Origin of the sequence: Serratia sp. szju (assembly GCF_044594185.1) — a bacterium.
GTDB classification, from domain to species: Bacteria; Pseudomonadota; Gammaproteobacteria; order Enterobacterales; family Enterobacteriaceae; genus Serratia; species Serratia bockelmannii.
Genome location: NZ_CP172576.1, coordinates 2491749 through 2512193, shown reverse-complemented (window position 1 = coordinate 2512193; position 20445 = coordinate 2491749). Strand labels below are relative to the sequence as shown.

17 protein-coding genes are annotated in these 20445 nt (G+C 60.5%); 5 read left to right on the top strand and 12 right to left on the bottom strand.

The annotated features are described in order from the left end of the window. Position 1 precedes the first annotated feature (1 nt). Together RE418_RS11790 and purL are read right to left on the bottom strand one after the other, a co-directional pair. On the bottom strand, positions 2-1438 hold the full coding sequence (locus RE418_RS11790; RefSeq protein ID WP_025303933.1) for a HAMP domain-containing sensor histidine kinase: 1437 nt from the start codon (positions 1436-1438) through the stop codon (positions 2-4). 887 nt (positions 1439-2325) lie between these two features. After that, positions 2326-6219: a phosphoribosylformylglycinamidine synthase gene (gene purL / locus RE418_RS11785; protein WP_399676273.1), complete on the bottom strand. Its 3894-nt coding sequence runs from the start codon at positions 6217-6219 to the stop codon at positions 2326-2328. A 275-nt stretch (positions 6220-6494) separates the two neighbouring features. Between purL and mltF the strand changes: the two genes are divergently transcribed. Beyond that, positions 6495-7955, top strand: a complete 1461-nt coding sequence (mltF, locus tag RE418_RS11780) for a membrane-bound lytic murein transglycosylase MltF (protein WP_025303935.1) — start codon at positions 6495-6497, stop codon at positions 7953-7955. On the opposite strand, the gene tadA is transcribed toward mltF, so the two are convergent. Continuing rightward, entirely contained in the window at positions 7956-8462 is a 507-nt protein-coding gene (gene tadA, locus RE418_RS11775; RefSeq protein WP_049204917.1) for a tRNA adenosine(34) deaminase TadA, read from the bottom strand. Positions 8463-8579: 117 nt separating this feature from the next. Between tadA and RE418_RS11770 the strand changes: the two genes are divergently transcribed. Beyond that, the gene (locus RE418_RS11770) at positions 8580-9632 is read left to right on the top strand and encodes a DUF2157 domain-containing protein (RefSeq protein WP_060448114.1); all 1053 of its coding nucleotides are present in this window, start codon (positions 8580-8582) and stop codon (positions 9630-9632) included. A 45-nt stretch (positions 9633-9677) separates the two neighbouring features. Here RE418_RS11770 and yfhb read toward each other — a convergent pair whose 3' ends face one another. Genes yfhb through murQ form a run of 3 tightly spaced genes read right to left on the bottom strand, consistent with a single transcriptional unit; the run spans position 9678 to position 12617 of the window. After that, the gene (gene yfhb / locus RE418_RS11765; RefSeq protein ID WP_043138142.1) at positions 9678-10334 is read right to left on the bottom strand and encodes a phosphatidylglycerophosphatase C; all 657 of its coding nucleotides are present in this window, start codon (positions 10332-10334) and stop codon (positions 9678-9680) included. A gap of 3 nt (positions 10335-10337) precedes the next feature. Continuing rightward, positions 10338-11705 carry a PTS transporter subunit EIIC gene (locus RE418_RS11760; protein WP_089181225.1) on the bottom strand — a complete coding sequence of 456 codons (1368 nt, stop codon included), beginning with the start codon at positions 11703-11705 and terminating at the stop codon, positions 10338-10340. A gap of 18 nt (positions 11706-11723) precedes the next feature. Further along, the gene (murQ, locus tag RE418_RS11755) at positions 11724-12617 is read right to left on the bottom strand and encodes an N-acetylmuramic acid 6-phosphate etherase (RefSeq protein WP_049209567.1); all 894 of its coding nucleotides are present in this window, start codon (positions 12615-12617) and stop codon (positions 11724-11726) included. A 167-nt stretch (positions 12618-12784) separates the two neighbouring features. Here murQ and RE418_RS11750 point away from each other — a divergent pair, with 167 nt between their 5' ends. The 3 genes from RE418_RS11750 (at position 12785) to RE418_RS11740 (ending at position 15673) form a co-directional block, all read left to right on the top strand. After that, positions 12785-13633 carry a MurR/RpiR family transcriptional regulator gene (locus tag RE418_RS11750; RefSeq protein ID WP_016929788.1) on the top strand — a complete coding sequence of 283 codons (849 nt, stop codon included), beginning with the start codon at positions 12785-12787 and terminating at the stop codon, positions 13631-13633. A gap of 143 nt (positions 13634-13776) precedes the next feature. After that, positions 13777-15321, top strand: coding sequence for a phosphoethanolamine transferase (locus RE418_RS11745; protein WP_199559654.1), 1545 nt, complete (start codon positions 13777-13779; stop codon positions 15319-15321). Positions 15322-15412: 91 nt separating this feature from the next. Continuing rightward, positions 15413-15673: a YfhL family 4Fe-4S dicluster ferredoxin gene (locus RE418_RS11740; RefSeq protein WP_025303942.1), complete on the top strand. Its 261-nt coding sequence runs from the start codon at positions 15413-15415 to the stop codon at positions 15671-15673. Between the two features lie 44 nt (positions 15674-15717). On the opposite strand, the gene acpS is transcribed toward RE418_RS11740, so the two are convergent. The 6 genes from acpS to lepB form a co-directional block, all read right to left on the bottom strand. Continuing rightward, a complete protein-coding gene (acpS, locus tag RE418_RS11735) occupies positions 15718-16098 on the bottom strand; it encodes a holo-ACP synthase (protein WP_004929169.1) in 381 nt (126 codons plus the stop codon). Further along, positions 16098-16829, bottom strand: a complete 732-nt coding sequence (pdxJ, locus tag RE418_RS11730) for a pyridoxine 5'-phosphate synthase (protein WP_025303943.1) — start codon at positions 16827-16829, stop codon at positions 16098-16100. Before pdxJ ends, acpS begins: the two co-directional genes overlap by 1 nt. A gap of 71 nt (positions 16830-16900) precedes the next feature. Beyond that, the gene (recO, locus tag RE418_RS11725) at positions 16901-17632 is read right to left on the bottom strand and encodes a DNA repair protein RecO (protein ID WP_004929165.1); all 732 of its coding nucleotides are present in this window, start codon (positions 17630-17632) and stop codon (positions 16901-16903) included. Positions 17633-17638: 6 nt separating this feature from the next. Next, positions 17639-18547, bottom strand: coding sequence for a GTPase Era (era, locus tag RE418_RS11720; protein ID WP_025303944.1), 909 nt, complete (start codon positions 18545-18547; stop codon positions 17639-17641). Beyond that, a complete protein-coding gene (gene rnc, locus RE418_RS11715) occupies positions 18544-19224 on the bottom strand; it encodes a ribonuclease III (RefSeq protein ID WP_004929158.1) in 681 nt (226 codons plus the stop codon). Before rnc ends, era begins: the two co-directional genes overlap by 4 nt. Positions 19225-19459: 235 nt before the next feature. Continuing rightward, entirely contained in the window at positions 19460-20437 is a 978-nt protein-coding gene (lepB, locus tag RE418_RS11710) for a signal peptidase I (protein ID WP_015378805.1), read from the bottom strand. Between the last annotated feature and the right edge of the window lie 8 nt (positions 20438-20445).

Below are 20445 nucleotides of genomic sequence, written 5' to 3'. Positions count from 1 at the left end.
TTTATTCATTCTCGGCGGTTAACGGCAGTTCAATGCGGAAGCAGACGTCTGCACCGGCGACCGTCGCCAGTTGCAGCTCACCGCGCATGCGACGGATACAGTCCTGAGCGATGCTCAACCCCAGTCCGCTTCCTTTTACCGCCCCTTTTCGCTGGTGACTACCCTGGAAAAAAGGCTCGAAAATCATGGCTCTTTCAGCCTCGGGGATCGGCGTGCCGGTATTGGCGACGTCGATTTGCACCCGTTGTCCAACCTGACGGCTGCGGATCCAAATGTTACCGGATTCCTTGCCGTAGTGCACCGCATTGGAGTAGAGATTATCCAGCACGCGCATTAATAGCGTAGGCTCTGCCCAGCAGATTTCCGCCTCCAGCACGATTTCGGTGGAAATCATCTTCGCCCGCGCCGGCAAACTGTGCGCGGCGACCACCAAATCGACCATCTCGCGCAGCTCGACGTTCTCGTGTTCCGCCGGGCCATCGGCCAGTTTGCGGTTGTAATCCAGCAGCTGTTCAATCAGCTGCTGCAGGTGGCGACTGCTGTTGTCGAGGATCGTCACCACCTCTTTCTGATCGGAAGTCAGCGGCCCCGCCACCTCGTCGGCCAGCAGCTCGGTGCCTTCGCGCATGCTGGCCAGCGGCGTTTTCAACTCGTGCGAGATATGGCGCAAGAATTCGTGGCGCTGCGATTCCAGCCACGCCAGCCGCTCGCTCAGCCAGATGATGCGCTGCGCCAGCGAACGCAGCTCGCGCGGCCCTTTGAACGATGCAGTGCTGCCCAACGCGCGCCCTTCCCCCAGGCGGTTGATCATCCGTTCCACGGCCTTGACCGGCCCGATGATCATGCGGGTAAACAGCACCACCAGCAGCACGCTGACCAGGAACAGCAGCAGCGCCTGCCAGCCGAAGAACTGGCCACGCTCGGCGATGGCCTGCTGCAGCTGCTGGCCGCGCGAGAACACCACCGCGCGCGTGGCCTGCACCATTTCGGCGTTGGAACGGGAGAACGATTCGAGCAAGGCAGAAGCCTCTTGGTCCGGCCCGCTGTTATGGCATTTGATCGCCGCCAGCTGGGTCAGCAACTGACGCAGCGTTTGGTAGTAGCGCTCGTCCGGCAGAATCGGCGCGTGGGCGTCCAGCATCTGCGAATATTGCTTGCGCTGGTTCTGGTACAGCTTCTGCAGCGTAGGATCGACCAGCACGCAGTACTGACGATAGCTGCGCTCCATCTCCAGCGCCACGCTGGTCATCGCCTCACTGCGCCGCGCGTCCACCAGCGTGGTGCGGTTGATGTCCGCCGCCTGCGCGCTGAGGTGATCCAGGCTCTGGTAGGCTTGATAGGCCAGCACCAACAGCGGCAGCAGCACCAACAGAAAGGCCAGCAGCACCAATTGCCGCAGCGAACGGGGAAATAAACGCCATTTTTTCAACGAAATCATCTCATTCTCTCAGCTCTGTCACGATGCTAACTGACTCGCCGGAAAGAAAAAAGCCCGGCAAGGGAGAATCCTGAACGCACAAGGAAAAAGCCGCGGGATTGGTGAACCGCGCCCATAGGCCTGGCCTGCCGACGGCATGCGGCCCCGGCAGCATTAACCGGTGCGAAAGCGATAGCGTGGGGATAGCGTCTGCGTTCGAGGGCATAGGCAACGAAACAGGGATAAGCGCAGCGTTGAGAATTGACATCGGGGCAAGAAACTTGCCCCAACGCAAGGAAAGTGTGGATGCCCTTGAACCTCGTCCCCAGGGTGATGTAGCGCAGCGGCTGGCATCGAACAGGACGAATAGCATCCGTAAGTATCCAGGATTGATGAACCCTTCATCACAGTTGGATACAGGCGGTGCCTCACTCCACGTGTCGCCCGATGCTTGATAAAGCCGCTTGCACGGTCTGTTATCGGTTTAGTTGGACGATAGGCACCATTTCTTTGGCATCATTCGGAGGCTTATGAGGCGATTTGCCGTCTAATGACGGCGCCGTCATAAAAAGTTGAATGAGCAACTGACGAGAATAATGCACGTTGCGTGCCAACTTTGCAATTAAAATTATAAACAGATGATTTTATTAAAAAATAAAATTATATCAGCAAATTTCTTTGCACATCACGCCCCGATGAGCGATGAAAAAAACGCCGCGCTGTCGCCAAATGCAGACAACTAAAGCCAAACCCGCTTACCACCAATAAAATCAAACGGTTAAATGTCTCCATTTAGCGACAGGGAAAATAGCGCCTGTCGCAAAATGCAGACACTGCCGCCAGTCGGCGAACGCCGGCCATAAAAAAGGGCGCAATTGCTTGCGCCCTCTGTACGGTGGTGGCCGTTTTTAGCCCAGCTGCTTACGGGCGTTGCGGAACATGCGCATCCACGGGCTGTCCTCGCCCCACTCTTCCGGGTGCCAGGAGTTGCTCACCGTGCGGAACACGCGTTCCGGGTGCGGCATCATCACCGTGGCACGTCCGTTGGCGCTGGTTACGGCGGTAATGCCGTTCGGCGAACCGTTCGGGTTAGCCGGGTAAGCTTCCGTCACCTGACCGGCGTTGTTGACGAAACGCAGCGCCACCAGACCATGGCTTTCCAGCGCCGCCAGATGCGCCGCATCGCGCACTTCGACGTGCCCTTCACCGTGGGAAACGGCGATCGGCATGCGCGAACCGGTCATACCTTGCATGAACAGCGACGGGCTGGCCGCCACTTCCACCAGGCTGAAGCGCGCCTCGAAGCGATCCGACAGGTTGCGCACGAAGCGCGGCCAGTGTTCGGCGCCCGGGATCAGCTCGCGCAGGTTGGACATCATCTGGCAGCCGTTGCATACGCCCAGCGCCAGCGTCTGCGGACGGTGGAAGAACGCCTCAAACTCGTCACGCACCCGCTCGTTGAACAGGATAGACTTCGCCCAGCCTTCGCCGGCCCCCAGTACGTCGCCGTAAGAGAAGCCGCCGCAGGCCACCAGCGTGTGGAAGTCCTGCAGATCGCGGCGCCCGGCCAGCAGATCGCTCATGTGCACGTCCACCGCGTCAAAGCCGGCGCGGTGGAACGCCGCCGCCATTTCAACGTGGGAGTTCACCCCCTGCTCGCGCAGCACCGCTACTTTCGGGCGAGCGCCCTTGGCGATGTACGGCGCGGCGATGTCTTCGTCGGGGGCGAAGGTCAGTTTCACGTTCAGGCCAGGATCTTGTTCATCCTGCTTGGCCTGATGTTCCTGATCGGCGCACGCTGGGTTATCGCGCAGGCGCTGCATCTGCCAGGTGGTTTCCGCCCACCAGGTGCGCAGCGTATTGCGGCTTTCGCTGTACAGCGCCTTGCCGTGCTGGGTGATGACGAAACGATCGCCGGCCTGCACGCTGCCGATGTGATGCACGTTGTCGGTCAGACCGTGCTGCGCGAACGCCCGCTTCACGTCGTCGAGGCGTTCGGCGCTCACCTGGATCACCGCCCCCAGCTCTTCGTTGAACAGTACCGCCAGCGCATCGTCGCCGAGGCCATCGAGGTTAACCTCTACGCCGCAGTGACCGGCGAAGGCCATCTCCGCCAGCGTCACCAGCAGGCCGCCGTCGGCGCGATCGTGGTAAGCCAGCAGCGCGCGATCGGCCACCAGCTGCTGCATGGCGTTGAAGAAGCCCGCCAGCTGCGCAACGTTGCGCACGTCGGCAGGTTTGTCGCCCAGTTGGCGGTAAACCTGCGCCAGCGCGGTGGCGCCCAGCGCGTTATGGCCGTTGCCCAGGTCGATCAACAGCAGCGCGCTGTCGCCCTTATCGGTGCGCAATTGTGGCGTCACGGTGTGGCGCACGTCCTCCACGCGGGCGAAGGCGGTGATGACCAGCGACAGCGGCGAGGTCATTTCACGCTGTTCATTGCCTTCCTGCCAGCGGGTTTTCATCGACATGGAGTCTTTACCCACCGGAATGGTGATGCCCAGCGCCGGGCACAGCTCTTCGCCCACCGCTTTCACCGCTTCGTACAGGCCGGCGTCTTCACCCGGGTGGCCGGCGGCGGCCATCCAGTTGGCGGACAGCTTCACGCGCTTCAGACTGCCGATTTCCGTGGCGGCCAGGTTGGTCAGCGCTTCCCCGACCGCCAGGCGGCCGGAGGCGGCGAAGTCCAGCAGCGCCACCGGCGCGCGTTCGCCGAGCGACATCGCTTCGCCGTAATAGCTGTCCAGGCTGGCGGTGGTGACCGCACAGTCGGCCACCGGGATCTGCCACGGGCCGACCATCTGGTCACGCGCCACCATGCCGGTAACGGTGCGGTCGCCGATGGTGATCAGGAAGGTTTTCTCCGCAACGGCCGGCAAATGCAGCACGCGTTTCACCGCGTCGGCCAGCGTGATGTTCTCACGCTGCACCGCCTCGCCATGCGCCTGCAGGCGGGTCACGTCGCGGGTCATTTTCGGCGTCTTGCCGAGCAGCACGTCCAGCGGCATGTCGATCGGCTGGTTGTCGAAGTGGCGGTCGTTCAGCGTCAGGTGCTGTTCTTCGGTCGCTTCGCCGATCACCGCATAAGGTGCGCGCTCGCGGCGGCAAATCTCGTCGAACTGTGCCATCTGCGCCGGGGCAATCGCCATCACGTAACGTTCCTGCGATTCGTTGCACCACACTTCCAGCGGGCTCATGCCCGGCTCGTCGTTGAGGATATCGCGCAGCTCGAAGCGGCCGCCGCGGCCGCCGTCGCTCACCAGCTCCGGCATGGCGTTGGACAGGCCGCCGGCACCGACGTCATGGATAAACAGGATCGGGTTCTGGTCGCCCAGCTGCCAGCAGCGGTCAATCACTTCCTGACAGCGGCGCTCCATTTCTGGGTTGTCGCGCTGCACCGAAGCGAAGTCCAGATCGGCATCGGACTGGCCTGACGCCATCGACGAGGCTGCGCCGCCGCCCAGGCCGATATTCATCGCCGGGCCGCCCAGCACCACCAGCTTGGCGCCGACGGTGATTTCCCCTTTCTGCACGTGATCGGCGCGGATGTTGCCGATACCGCCCGCCAGCATGATCGGTTTGTGATAGCCGCGCAGCTCAACGCCGTTATGGCTGTTGACGCGCTCTTCATAGGTACGGAAGTAGCCCAGCAGCGCCGGACGGCCGAATTCGTTGTTGAATGCCGCGCCGCCCAGCGGGCCTTCGGTCATGATATCCAGCGCGGTGACGATGCGTTCCGGCTTGCCGAAATCCTGCTCCCACGGCTGTTCAAAGCCGGGAATGCGCAGGTTGGACACCGAGAAGCCCACCAGGCCCGCCTTCGGCTTGGCGCCGCGGCCGGTGGCGCCCTCGTCGCGGATCTCGCCGCCGGAGCCGGTCGCGGCGCCCGGCCACGGTGAGATCGCCGTCGGGTGGTTGTGGGTTTCTACCTTCATCAGGATGTGCGCGTCTTCCTGATGGTAATCGTACGTGCCGTTCTCCGGCGCGGCGAAGAAGCGACCGACCTGCGAGCCTTCCATCACGGCGGCGTTGTCTTTATACGCCGACAGCACGTAGTCCGGCGTCTGCTCATAGGTGTTCTTGATCATTTTGAACAGCGATTTAGGCTGCTGTTCGCCGTCGATGATCCAGTCGGCGTTGAAAATCTTGTGGCGGCAGTGCTCGGAGTTGGCCTGCGCGAACATATAGAGTTCGATATCCGTCGGGTTGCGCCCCAAACCGGTAAAGGCATTCAGCAGGTAGTCGATCTCGTCCTGCGCCAGCGCCAGGCCGAGCCGGACGTTGGCCTGCTCCAGCGCGGTGCGCCCTGCGCCCAGCACATCGACCGACTGATACGGCGCCGGCTGATGGTGCGCGAACAGCTGTTCGGCCTGTTGCAGCTCGCTGAAGACGGTTTCCATCATGCGATCGTGCAGCAGCGCGGCGAGCTGGCGCCACTGGGTTTCCGTCAGCTCGGGCGCCTTGACGTAGAACGCCAGGCCGCGTTCCAACCGCAGCACCTGTTGCAAACCGCAGTTGTGGGCAATATCGGTGGCTTTGGAAGACCAGGGAGAAATGGTGCCCGGACGCGGCGTAACCAGCAGCAACCGGCCTTCGGGAGCGTGTTCGGCGAGAGAAGGACCGTACTTGAGCAGACGCTGAAGCTTGGCGTGTTCTTCGGCACTTAGCGGTGCACTAACATCGGCAAAGTGGACGTACTCGGCGTAGATATCACTGACGGGCAGGTGAGCGTCCTGGCAGCGGGACAGCAGTTTGGTAATGCGAAAAGCCGATAAAGCGGGCGAACCACGCAGAATTTCCATAATCAAAGTTCTCTCGTCTTCGAAGCGACGGATAAGACGCTTCATTGGGCGCAACAGGGGAAAACGCGCGTCATTATAGAGAATCCTCGCCGCCGACGAAACCGTTTGCGTAGGGATTATTGATAAAAGCGTGCCGCACCGACGAATTGTCATAACGTGTCAATAAAGTTGCACACTGGCGTTTTGTTGCGCAAAATGCCCCCCGCACTGGTGATTTAACCATGAGAAAAGTCGCGGTTGTCGTCGCCGGTGTACCTGTGCCACCACTGGATAACTATTTGAAACGTCTTAAAATAAACTACATCCTCATCGGCGTTGTCACCCTGCTTCTGGCTCTCGCGCTGTGGCCCAATATCACCTGGCGCAGCGGCCAGGGCGGGCAACTCCAGGAGATCATTTCCCGCGGCGAGTTGCGTATCAGCACGCTGAACTCCCCGCTGACCTATTTCAACACCAAGCAAGGGCCGGGTGGGCTCGACTACGAACTGGCCAAGCGCTTCGCCAACTACCTCGGGGTGAAGCTGGTGGTGATCCCCCATCAGAACATCAATGACCTGTTCGACGATCTGGACGACGACGACGCCGACCTGCTGGCGGCAGGCCTTATCTACAACCAGGAACGCCTGAGCCGCGCACGCACAGGCCCGGCCTACTACTCTGTTTCCCAACAGCTGGTGTACCGACTGGGCACCCCGCGGCCGAAAAGCTTCGCCGACATCAAAGGCAAGCTGGCGGTCGCCTCCGGTTCCGCGCACGTCAGCACGCTAAAACAGCTCAAGCAGGATAAATACCCGGATCTCACCTGGGAGTCCTCCAGCGATCTCACCTCCAAAGAGCTGCTGGAGCGGGTTGCCGACGGCAAGCTGGACTACACCCTCGGCGATTCGGTGACCATCGCGCTGCTGCAGCGCATCCATCCGCAGCTGGCGGTGGCGTTCGACGTCACCGACGAAGAGCCGGTCACCTGGTATCTCAAACGTGACGGCGACGACAGCCTGTACGCAGCGATGCTGGATTTCTACAGTCAAATGGTGGACGACGGCACCCTGGCGCGGCTGGAGGAGAAATACCTCGGCCACGTCGGCAGCTTCGACTATGTGGACACCAAAACCTTCCTGTCGGCCATCGACTCGGTGCTGCCCAACTTCCGCCCGCTGTTCGAGAAGCACGCCAACGAGATCGACTGGAAGCTGCTGGCGGCCATCGCCTACCAGGAATCGCACTGGAATCCGCAGGCCACCTCCCCCACCGGCGTGCGCGGCCTGATGATGCTGACCCGCGCCACCGCCGACGGCCTGGGGGTCAACGACCGCCTCGATCCGGAAGAGAGCATTCAGGGCGGCGCGCTCTACCTGCAGCGACTGATGGCCAAGGTGCCGGACAGCGTGCCGGAAGACGAGCGCATCTGGTTCTCGCTGGCGGCCTACAACATGGGCTGGGGCCATATGCTGGACGCACGCAAGCTGACCAAAACGCAAAAAGGCAATCCGGACAGCTGGGTCGACGTCAAACAGCGCCTGCCGATGCTCAGCCAAAAGCGCTACTACCCGCAGCTGACCTACGGTTATGCGCGTGGGCGAGAAGCCTACAACTATGTAGAGAACATCCGCCGCTACCAGGTCAGCCTGGTGGGTTATCTGCAGGAAAAAGAGAGAAAGGCGGCGCAAGCGGCCGCCGAGCAGGAAGCGTTGGGGAAAGGCTATCCGACGGTGATGCCGGAACTGGCGCTCAACTACTGATTATTCCGGCGTATCCGCCGCCCGCTGCGCCAGCTTGAGCGCTTTTTTCTGTTCGCGGCGCAGGCGGAAGAAATTGCTCAGGGTGGCGGCGCATTCGTCCGCCAGCACGCCCGAGACGATCTCCACCTGATGGTTCATGCCCGGATGGCGCAAAATGTCCACCAGCGAACCGGCCGCGCCGGTTTTCTCGTCGGCGGCGCCATACACCAACCGGCGGATACGGCTGTGCACCATCGCACCGGCGCACATCACGCAGGGCTCCAGCGTGACGTACAGCGTGGCGTTCAACAAGCGGTAGTTTTGCAGCACCGCGCCGCCCTGGCGCAGCGCCATGATCTCGGCGTGCGCGGTTGGATCGTGTCGGCCGATCGGGCGGTTCCAGCCCTCGCCGATGACCTGATTGTCTAGCACCAGCAGCGCACCCACCGGCACCTCGCCCTCTTCCTGTGCGCGCAGGGCCAGCTGCAATGCCTGACGCATCCAGTACTCATCGTTATATTCAGTCATCGCATAATTCCTCGTGCGCTTTTGCGGCGGGCATTATACACACTAGCCTCCCTTTGTCGTAGCCGCCCGCCAATGGCTATACTGGCCGAATCAGCGTGTGATTCAGGGACAAGAAACATGAAACTCAGTAAAAAGAACGCCGTCGTGGTGCGCAAGGCGCTGGACGGCTGGGTTGGGGAAGGCGCCTTGACGCCCGAGCAACGGCAGCAGTTGCTGCTGCATGTGGACGTACAACCTTTCGACTGGCGACGGCTGGCGCGCTATGCGTTTCTCGCCGCGCTGGCCTCGTTGCTGATCGCCGTCACCAGCCTGTTCGCCGACAGCGCACTGCTTGAATGGCTGAGCGAACTGTTCCGCTTCGATGCGCCGGTGCGCATGGCGATCGCCGGCGCACTGGCGGCGCTGGCCTACGTCTGGGCGCTGCGCCGCCGCCAACGGCACCCGGAAAAACGCTACGGCAATGAGGCGGCGCTGTTTGTCGCCGTGTTGCTCACCGCCTGCGCCTTATGGCAGTTGGGGGTCTGGCTGGATAACGGCAGCGGCCGGGTTTCCGTACTGCTGCTGGTCGCCGCGCTGCTGTACGGCGCGATCGGCTGGTTCAGCCGCTCCGGGCTAGTGTGGTGGTTCGCCCTGCTGTCGCTCGGCAATGCCTTCGGCGCCGAAACCGGCTACCTGTCCGGCTGGGGCGCCTACTGGCTCGGCATGAGCTACCCGATTCGCTTTATCGCCTTCGGCGCGGTGCTGATCGCCGCCGCATTGCTGCTGCGGCCGCTGTTGGCGCAGCGCGGCCTGCAGCGGGTGTCGCTGGCGATGGGCCTGCTGTACCTGTTCATCGCGCTGTGGCTGCTATCCATCTTTGGCAACTACGGCGATCTCGACAGCTGGTACCGCGCGCGCCAGATTGAGCTGTTCCACTGGAGCCTGCTGTTCGGGCTGGCCGCCCTCGCCGCCATCTGGCTGGGGTTGAAGCATGACGACGCCATGCTGCGCGGTTTCGGGCTGACATTCCTCGGCATCAACCTCTATACCCGCCTGTTCGAGTTTTTCTGGGACAGCATGCCGAAGGCGATTTTCTTCGCGCTGCTCGGCCTGAGCCTGTGGGCGTTGGGGCATTATGCGGAGAAGATTTGGCAACTGGGGCGCAAACCGCACGACGTAACCGACGACTGAACGCGGTAGCGATAACAGCAAAGGGCGGAATTCTCCGCCCTTTGTTTATTCCAGCTGCTGCAGCTCGCCCTGCTTGCTTACCCGCCAGCGGTGTTCGCAAAAAAACAGCAGCGGGTTATCCTGCTTGCTGTCGCTGTAACCGCTGTACAGCTTCAGCGGCGCACCGAGCCGTTGCTCCAGCTGCACCACTTTTTGTACGCCCAGACAGCGCAAGGTCAGCACCCAGCCGCCATAGCGGCGCGCGATGCGGCTGCCGACCAATCGCACCCGCGGCAGAAACGCCGAATCCCGATAGACCTGCGCCACCAGTTGCTCCGGCGAGCCGGTAATCAGCCACACCTCGGCATCGTGCTCATCCAAATACTGCCGCAAGCGCATTTGCACCACCGGAAACGCGGTCACCTTCTGGCGGAAAACCTCGATAAACTGCCGCTCCAACGCCTTCAGCGTCGCTTCGGAGCGCCCGAAGGTGATCGCCCACAGCAACAGGCTCATCGGCCAGCGCGCGGCGCGCCCCAGCAGCAACAGCGCCAGGCCAATCAATGGCAACAGCGGTATCACCAGCAGCAGATTCAGCGGTAAACGGCGCAGCAGGAAGCGCAAGAAACTGCCGAACATATCCTCCTGATGCAGAGTGCCGTCCAGATCGAAAAAGACCACGCGGCGCCCTTCTGCGGCCGATGGTTGCTGCTTGTCGCTCAAACGCTACTCCTCGGGATCGTTGAACCCCATCATCCAGGTGAAGAGAAAACCGGCGATAATCGTAATCAGCATCCCCGCCAGATACAACATCACCTTACCTGAGACGATGGTCAACGCCAAAGGCAGCCCCGAAATGCCGAAGGTAATCACCGTCGCCACCTTCCAGTAGCTGATGAGCGCACCGCCGACCGCCCCGCCGAGGCAGGCGCCGATAAACGGCCGCCCCAGCGGCAGCGTCACCCCGAAGATCAGCGGCTCGCCGATGCCGAGAATGCCGACCGGCAACGCCCCTTTGATCACCTTCTTCAGCCCCGCATTGCGGGTTTTCAACAGCACCGCCAGCGCCGCCCCCACCTGACCGACGCCGGCCATCGCCAGGATCGGCAGCAGCGGGTTGGAACCGTGCGCCTGCACCAGCTCGACGTGGATCGGCACCAGCCCCTGATGCAGGCCGGAGAGCACCAGCGGCAGGAACAGCCCCGAGAGCAGCGCCCCCACCAGCAACCCGCCCTTGTCGATCGCCAGATTGGCGCCGTGGGCGATGGCATCGGAAATAACCCCCCCGACCGGCTGCAGGATCAGGATCGCCAACGAGGCGGTGACCAGCGTGGTCAGCAGTGGGTTAAGGATCAGTTCGACCGACTCCGGCAACAGCGTACGCAGGCGTTTCTCCACCCAGCACATCAACGCCACCACCAGCAGCACGGCGATCACCCCGCCGCGCCCCGGCTGCAGCGCCTCGCCGAACAACGTGATCTGCGCCAGCGCAGGGCTGGAGAGGATCCCGGCCATCACGCCGCCCATCGCCTGTGAGCCGCCGAACACCCGCGCGGCGTTCACTCCAACCAGAATGTTCATGATGGCGAATACCGCGCTGCCGAATATCGCCAGCAGCCCCAGCACGTTCGGGTAGTCCACGGCCAACTGACCGGCGATGTCGGGCCGTTTCAGCAGGTTGATGATGCCGGTGATCAGCCCCGAGGCGATAAACGCCGGGATCAGCGGAATAAAAACGTCGGCCAGCTTTTTCAGCGCGCCGCTCATCGGCGCAGCGTATTTTTGCTTAGCCTGCGCCTTGGTGCGGGCGGCGTCACCGACGGCGGCAGCGGGCTGTGCATTGCCGCTCAACAGCCCGCGCATGGCGTCCACCACCTTGGCGGCGGCGCCCGGGCCGACGATAAACTGATGCTGCTCACCCTGTTTGATATAGCCCTTCACGCCGGGCAGCTGCTTGAGGGCGGCCAGGTCCAGACGCTGTTCGTCGCTGACCTCAACGCGCACCCGCGTCATGCAGTTCTCCAGTTTGAGGATATTGCCCTCGCCCCCCACGCCCGCCAAGATCTGTGTCGCCAATGCCGTTGTCTTGTCCATCGCCACCCCCACCGTGAATTAACGCGCCAACGCCGCGCGCAGGTAGCCGTCGTGCCGCTGCAGCCGCTGCTGCGCCTCTTCGGCGCTGACGCCGGCCAAGATCATCAGGATCGCCGGTTTAACCTCAAAACCGGTCTGCGCCAGCGCCGCCTCCGCCTGAGCGCGTTCTGCACCGGTGGCCTCCACCACGATGCGGCAGGCGCGATCCACCAGTTTGACGTTGGTGGCCTTCACGTCCACCATCAGGTTCTGGTAGACCTTGCCCAGCTTGACCATCGCGCCGGTCGACAGCATGTTGAGCACCAGTTTCTGCGCGGTGCCGGATTTCAGGCGAGTCGAACCGGTCAGCGCCTCTGGCCCCACCACCGGCGAAATCGCCACCTGCGCTTCGTGCGCAATCGGCGAATCCGGGTTGCAGGAGATGGCCGCCGTCGGGCAGCCCAGCCCGCGCGCATAGCGCAGGGCGCCGATCACGTAGGGCGTGCGCCCCGAGGCCGCCAACCCCACCACCATATCGACGGCGGTGAGGTTCAGCGCCCGGAGATCGGCTTCGCCCAGGGCCTCGTCGTCTTCCGCCCCCTCCACCGCTTTGAGCAGCGCGCCCGGCCCGCCGGCGATCAGCCCCACCACCACGCCGTGCGGCACGCCGAAGGTCGGCGGGCACTCGGAGGCATCCAATACGCCCAGGCGGCCGCTGGTGCCGGCGCCCAAATAAATCAGCCGGCCGCCGGCCTTCAGCGCCGCCGCAGCCAAATCGACCGCCTGCGCAATCGCCGGCAGCACCTTTTCAATCGCCTCCGGCACCTTGCGGTCTTCCTGGTTAAAGCAGCGGACCATGTCCAACGTCGACATCTCATCCAGCCCCATGGTGGCCGGGTTGCGGGTTTCCGATACCAGTGCGCCTAAGTTCATCTGTTCACCTTTGAATTTTTAATTCACAAAATTAAATCAATATTTGAATATTTTATTCAACAAAGCGAGCGCTATTTGCTATTTTAACGGTGAGCTCACAAAAATTTTCACCGCGCGTTTTCGCCCTCTGCATGGCAAAATGGCCGCTGGTTTCCAGGGAAAGAACAATGAGTACCCTTCTGCGCATTCGCCAGATGTATCCGACACTGGCGCAAAACGACCGCAAGCTGGCGGACTTTCTGCTGAATAACGCCGAGCAGGCGCGCCATCTCAGCTCGCAAAAGCTGGCCCAGTTGGCCGGCATCAGCCAGTCGAGCGTGGTCAAGTTCGCCCAAAAACTGGGCTATAAAGGTTTCCCGGCGCTGAAGCTGGCGCTGAGCGAAACGCTGGCCCAGCCGCAGGCCGAACCGGTAGTGACCGTCCACAACCACATCCTCAGCAGCGACACGCTGAAAACCGTCGGTGAAAAGCTATTGGCGGAAAAGCAGGCGGCGCTGCGCGCGACGCTGGACATCAACAGCGAAGAGCGGCTGCATCAGGCGCTGGATATGCTGCGCCAAGCGCGCCGGGTGATGCTGATCGGCATCGGCGCCTCCGGGCTGGTGGCCAAGGATTTTTCCTTCAAGCTGCTGAAAATCGGCGTGATGGCGGTGGCCGAAGCGGACATGCACGTCCAGCTGGCGGCGGTGCAGGCGCTGGACAAACGCGATCTGCTGCTGGCGATCTCCTTCAGCGGCGAACGGCGTGAAATCAATCTGGCGGCGGAAGAGGCGCGCCAGGCCGGCGCCAGAGTGCTGGCGCTGACCAGCTTCTCGCCCAATGGTCTGCAGCAGCGCGCGGACCACTGTCTCTATACCATCGCCGAAGAGCCCCATACCCGCAGCGCGGCCATCTCCTCCAGCACCGCCCAGTTCGCCCTCACCGACCTGCTGTTTATGGCATTGATCCAGCACGATCTCGATCATGCCCGCGATCGCATCAAGCACAGCGAACAGTTAATGAAAAAGTTGGTTTGACGCGTATAATGGCGGCCGATAAAACGCCGCCAGTTCAATTATTTCCCTTCTCTGCATTCGAAAAATAATGTGCGGGCGGTGACCTGCTCGATTATTGATCAATAATTGAGCGTGCATGAACAGCATTATTTAACGATACCATTATGAATACACACACTGTTATTTTAGATAAGTTGCGGCATTCCGTGACGCATCCGATTCTGCGTACCTTTTTGCTCTATGTCATTACTGCATTGATTCTAATCAAGGCGATGGGATACAGCGGTGGAAAAGGTATTGATATTCTTTTTATTGCGCTTACTTTGCTATTATTATCTATTCATTCACTTACCCGATACGGCCTGATTATTCCGTTTATTCTGCTGTGCGCGCTGTATGCGCCGGTCGGGGCCATTTACGGTACCCCTTCCGCTGCCGTGATGTCCGCCCTGTTGCAAACCAACCTCATAGAAGCGAGGGAGTTTTTGCAGACCCTGCCGGCCAGTTGTTATCTGCTGCCCGCCGCCATTCTGGTTATGCTGGCCATTCTCGGCCTATTTATTTGGCGGCAAGCCATTTCAAAAAAAACTATACTTCCCTTGCTAGCCCTGCTGATGGTTATCATTATCGCCAGAGCCTTCAATGGCGGTGTGGCGAATCTTAAATTGCCTGACTTCTTTTTATCCCTCTACTCGGCTTACCAACAATACCAGCAGCAGGTTGATGAATTAAGTGCCGGTGCTACAACACCGGGTACCTGGTCAATAACCGCAGGCGCACCGACGAATGGAAACTATGTCATTATCGTCGGCGAAAGTATGCGCAAAGATCATATGTCCTTATTTGATTATCCGGTGTCCACTACGCCGTTTCTGGATAATGCCAATGGACGATTTTACAGCAATTATATTTCCACTGCGCCAAATACGTTCGAATCGCTTCCTCGCACGCTGGCTTTGAGCAACGGCCACAACATTGCCATCGGAGATAATATCATCACCCTGGCAAAAGCCGCCGGTCTCAAAACCCACTGGCTGTCCAATCAGGGCATGTTCGGACAATTCGATACGCCGGTATCAAAAATCGCCATGTTCAGCGATAGCCATTATTTCCTGAAGAAAGGCGACTTCCAATCGCGCAATACCGATGACGATGCGCTGCTGCCGATATTTGACCCATTATTGCGTCGCCAGGGACAAGGCAATCTGTATGTGCTGCATCTGATGGGCTCGCACGCCGACTTTTGCGAGCGGCTTAACGGCGAACCGCCGAGCGTCGAGTCGCCGAATAAGGAACTGGCCTGCTATCTCTCTACCTACCGCAAGACCGACCGTTTTATCGAGCAGGTTTATCACAGCCTGAAACAGAGTGGCACACCGTTTAAACTGTTCTATTTCTCCGATCACGGCCTTTCCCACAAGGATATCGGCGGTGGGCGTTCTTTACGCCACAGCGGCGATACCCGGCAGAATTACCAGGTGCCGTTGCTGGTGCTGAGCGATCGCGACCAACAGCACCAGATCATTGATGATCCCTTAAGCGCGTTCGATTTTATCGGGTTGTTTGCCCAAGAGGCGGGAATACGGATTGCCCATCCCGAAGTGATGCCTACGATACGTATCGCAGATGCAGATAAACGCTGGGTGTTTGACGGGCAGAGAATGGTTGATTTCGATCAGTTGGCTGACGATCCGCCTGAGTTACCCTAAGCGGTAAGATGACGAAAAAGTGCCCGTTGCGCGGCGATTCTATGATAGATTGCGCGCCAGCCCGAGCACACCGATGGAAAGATAACTGACAATGGCACTGCTGATTACCAAGAAATGCATCAACTGCGACATGTGCGAGCCGGAATGCCCGAACCAGGCAATTTCGATGGGCGATGAAATTTATCAGATAGATACCGACCGCTGCACCGAGTGCGTCGGCCATTACGATACGCCGACCTGTCAGCAGGTCTGCCCGATCGACAACACCATCATTACCGATCCGCAGCACCGCGAGAGCAACGAACAGCTGTGGGACAAGTTCGTGGTGTTGCACCACGCCGATCGCATTTAATCGCCGCAGGACTGACAAGGGCGCCATAGGCGCCCTTTCTCTTTTCAGCTTTCGACGATCACCGTCGCGCAGGCATAACGCCGCTCGTCGGCCAGCGAAACGTGGATCGCGGTGACCCCCATCTCCCCCGCCAGCTCGGCGGCGCGGCCGTGCAAACGAATATTCGGCTTGCCCAGCGCATCGTTGAACACTTCGAATTGATTGAACGCCAGGCCGTTGCGAATGCCGGTACCGAACGCCTTGGCAGCGGCCTCTTTCACGGCGAAACGTTTGGCCAGAAAGCGAATCGGCTGCTGGTGCTGCTGATACAGCGCCCACTCGGCGTCGCTCAGCACGCGGCGCGCCAGACGATCGCCGCTGCGCTCCACCACCGCTTCGATACGCGCCATCTCGACGATGTCGGTACCCAGCCCGAGCACCGCCATTACCGGCGCGCTTCCCGCATCAGCACTTTCATGTCGGCAACCGCGGCCGGCAGCCCGCTCATCACCGCCTGGCCGATAATCGCATGGCCGATGTTCAGCTCGTGCATTTCCGGCAGCGCGGCGATCGGCTGCACGTTGTGATAGGTCAGGCCGTGGCCGGCGTTGACCTTCAGCCCCTTCTCGGCCGCGTAGGCGGCGGCGACCGCGATGCGGCGCAGCTCGGCCTGTACCGCCAGCTCGCCCTGCGCTTCGGCGTAGGCACCGGTGTGGATTTCGATATACGGGGCGCCCACCGCCACCGCCGCGTCGATTTGGCGATGATCGGGATCGATGAACAGCGAGACCAAAATGCCCGCCTGCGCCAGGCGCTCAACCGCCACGCTCATTTTGTCCAGCTGACCGGCGACGTCCAGGCCGCCTTCGGTGGTCACTTCTTCGCGTTTTTCCGGCACCAGGCAGCAGAAATGCGGCTTCAGCTCAATGGCGATATCCAGCATCTCGTCGGTCACCGCCATCTCCAGATTCATGCGCGTCTGGATGGTCTGGCGCAGCAAGCGCACGTCGCGGTCGGTGATGTGGCGGCGGTCTTCGCGCAGATGCACGGTAATGCCGTCGGCCCCCGCCTGTTCGGCAATGAATGCCGCCTGAACCGGATCCGGGTATTGGGTTCCGCGCGCGTTACGTAACGTGGCGATGTGATCGATATTGACGCCCAGCAACAAATCAGCCATGACAACCTCTAAATACGATTTTCAGTGTCAGCAGTTTACACGCGGGCGCAGGGCGGCAAAAGGGGAAAAGGTCAGGCGTCGTCGACCGGCGTATTCGGCTGTTTGCGCACAAACTGGCGGAACAGTTCACGGCTCTTCAACGGCTTGCCGCCGAGGTAGGGTTTCAGCGCCATGCGGGTGAAACGCTTGGCGGCGCGCAGCGTCTCGGCATCGGGAAACTGACGCTCCGCCAACGCGCGCAGTTCGCGCCCGGTGAAGCTGTAGTGATCCACCACCAGGCTGGCGATAAAGCCCTTCTCTTCGCGGTAGCGGTAGGTCATGGCATCATCCACCGGCAGGCCGCTGCCGGCGCAGTGCAGGAAATCGAGGCCGTAACCCAGGTGGTGCAACAGGGCCAGCTCGAACTGACGCAGCGCCTGTTCCGGCGAACTGTCTTCCGCCGCCAGCGCCTGCAGGCATTGCAGGTAGTCGAAGAACAGCACCGAGTAGTTGGTTTCCTGCTCCAGCACGCGCGCCAGCAGCTCGTTCACATACAGGCCGCTGTAGAGCATCATGCCGCTGAGGGGTAAACCAAGGGAGACCGCTTCGGCGTTGCGCAGCGTTTTCACTTCGCCACGCCCGCCCCAGCGCACTAACAGGGGGGTAAAGGGCTGCAGGCAACCCTTCAGATTGGAGCGGCGGCTGCGCGCGCCTTTCGCCAGCAAGCGCACCCGCCCATGACCTTCGGTAAACAGATCCAGCATCAGACTGGTTTCACTGTACGGCCGCCCATGCAGGACGAAAGCGCGCTCCCAGCCGTCCACGGGTCGTTACTTCAGATCGTCAACATAGCCCAGGCTGCGCAGCGCACGTTCGTCGTCCGCCCAACCGGATTTCACTTTCACCCACAGCTCCAGATGCACTTTGGCGTCGAACATCTTTTCCATGTCCTGGCGCGCTTCGATGCCGATGGTTTTGATCTTGGCGCCTTTATTGCCGATGACCATTTTCTTCTGGCCTTCGCGCTCGACCAGGATCAGGCCGTGCACATCGTAACCGCCGCGATCGTTGGCCACGAACTGTTCGATTTCTACCGTCACCGAATATGGCAGCTCTTCGCCCAGGAAACGCATCAGCTTCTCACGGATGATCTCGGACGCCATAAAGCGCTGGGAGCGATCGGTGATGTAGTCTTCCGGGAAGTGGTGTTCCGCTTCCGGCAGCAGCTTGCGCACGATGCCGGCGATGGTGTCGACGTTCATCCCTTTCTCGGCGGAGATAGGCACCACGTCGAGGAAATTCATCTGCTGGCTGAGGAACGCGATGTGCGGCAACAGCTTGGATTTGTCAGTGACGTTATCGACCTTGTTGATCGCCAGCAATACCGGGCAGCGCAGGCTGCGCAGCTTGTTGACCACCATTTCGTCGTCGGCGGTCCAGTTGGTGCCTTCGACCACGAAAATCACCAGTTCGACGTCGCCGATCGAGCTGCTGGCCGCGCGGTTCATCAAACGGTTGATGGCGCGTTTTTCTTCGATGTGCAGCCCAGGGGTATCGACGTAGATCGCCTGATAGGCGCCATCGGTGTCGATGCCCATGATGCGGTGACGGGTCGTCTGCGGCTTACGCGACGTAATGGAAACCTTCTGCCCCAGCAGTTGGTTCAGCAACGTCGATTTGCCCACGTTCGGGCGGCCGACGATGGCGATAAAACCGCAGTGTTGTTTTACTTCACTCATTCAAGCTCCAGCTTTTTCAGCGCTTGTTCCGCTGCCGCCTGCTCGGCTTTACGGCGGCTTGAGCCGGTGCCCACCACGGGCTCGCTCAAACCACTCACCTGGCAGTGGATGGTAAACTCTTGGTCGTGCGCTTCACCGCGAACCTGCACCACCAAATAAGAAGGCAACGGCAGATGACGCCCCTGCAAAAATTCCTGCAAACGGGTTTTCGGGTCTTTCTGCTTATCACCGGGGCTGATTTCGTCCAACCGGCTGCGATACCAGTCCAAAATCAGGCGCTCGACGGTCTGGATGTCGCTGTCCAGGAACACGCCGCCGATCAATGCCTCCACCGTATCCGCCAGGATTGACTCGCGGCGGAACCCACCACTTTTCAATTCGCCCGGCCCAAGCCGCAGACATTCGCCCAGGTCAAACTCGCGTGCCATCTCCGCCAGCGTATTGCCGCGCACCAGCGTGGCGCGCATGCGGCTCATATCGCCCTCGTCTACGCGAGGAAAGCGATGATAGAGCGCATTGGCGATGACAAAGCTCAGAATCGAGTCACCCAGAAACTCAAGACGTTCATTGTGTTTACTGCTGGCGCTGCGGTGAGTCAAAGCCTGCAGTAAAAGCTCCTGCTGTTGAAAAGTGTAGCCCAGCTTCCGCTGCAGCCTGTTTATTACGATGGGGTTCATGAGTTACCAATAGATCAAGAATGCGTCAAAAACTTGCAGCATACGGAACAGGCCTGCTTCGCCGAAAGCCGATCCAAAGCTGTTTCGTTTGCAGTGGCTCCCAGCAGGGGCCAACTTTTTATCGCTCGAGAAAGTATTCTACAACGAGTGGAAACATAATGCTGTGTTTATATCCCCTTAATCTTTCACGCCGCAGTAGGCTGCGGCGTGAAATTAACAGGGAATCAGTCAGCGATTAATGAATACCGCCGATCCGGCTGAAACGCACGCCGGTAGGCCACTCACCTTCCTGTTTTTCAAAGCTCATCCAGATGGCCGTGGCTTTACCCACCAGATTCTTCTCCGGCACAAAGCCCCAGTAACGGCTGTCCGCGCTGTTATCGCGGTTGTCGCCCATCATGAAGTAATGCCCGGCCGGCACCACCCACTCCGCCAGCGGTTTACCCGGCTGTTGGTAGTAAGCGCCCACCCGATCCTGCGCGTCCGGCACGGTCAGGATGCGATGCGTGACGTTGCCGAGGCTTTCCTGGCGCTCACGCATGCGAATACCGCCCGACGGCACGTTATCGTTCAGCGGGATCTGATAGAAGCCGTTGCTGGCCTCGCCCATGCCGCTGCGGCTGAACAGCTGCACGAAGTCGCTCGGCTGCGCATCGGCGTAGGTCACGGCCAGCGCGGTATCGCAGGACTGCCCGCTGTTGCAGGACGGCTGCACCGTGACGCGCTTATTCACCGGATCGTAAGTAATACGGTCGCCCGGCAGGCCAATCACGCGCTTGATATAATCCAGCTTCGGATCCAGCGGATATTTAAATACCGCAATATCGCCACGCTTCGGATGGCCGGTTTCAATGAGCGTAGTCTGGGTAATCGGATCTTTAATGCCGTAGGCATATTTCTCCACCAGAATGAAATCGCCAATCAACAGCGTCGGCATCATTGATCCGGACGGGATCTGGAACGGTTCGTAAATAAACGAGCGCACCACAAAGACCAGCAGCAACACCGGGAAGACCGATGCCCCGGTCTCTACCCAGCCTGGCTGCTTCGCCACTTTCGCCAGCGTTTTATCGTCTACTGCGCCCGCGGTCTGCTCGTTGACCGCCGCAATCTTCGCGCGGCGGGCCGGCGCCCATTTAAAGCGCTCGAAGCACCAGATGATCCCAGTGACCAGGGTGGCCAACGCCAGGATCAGGGCAAACATATTCGCCATGCAAACTC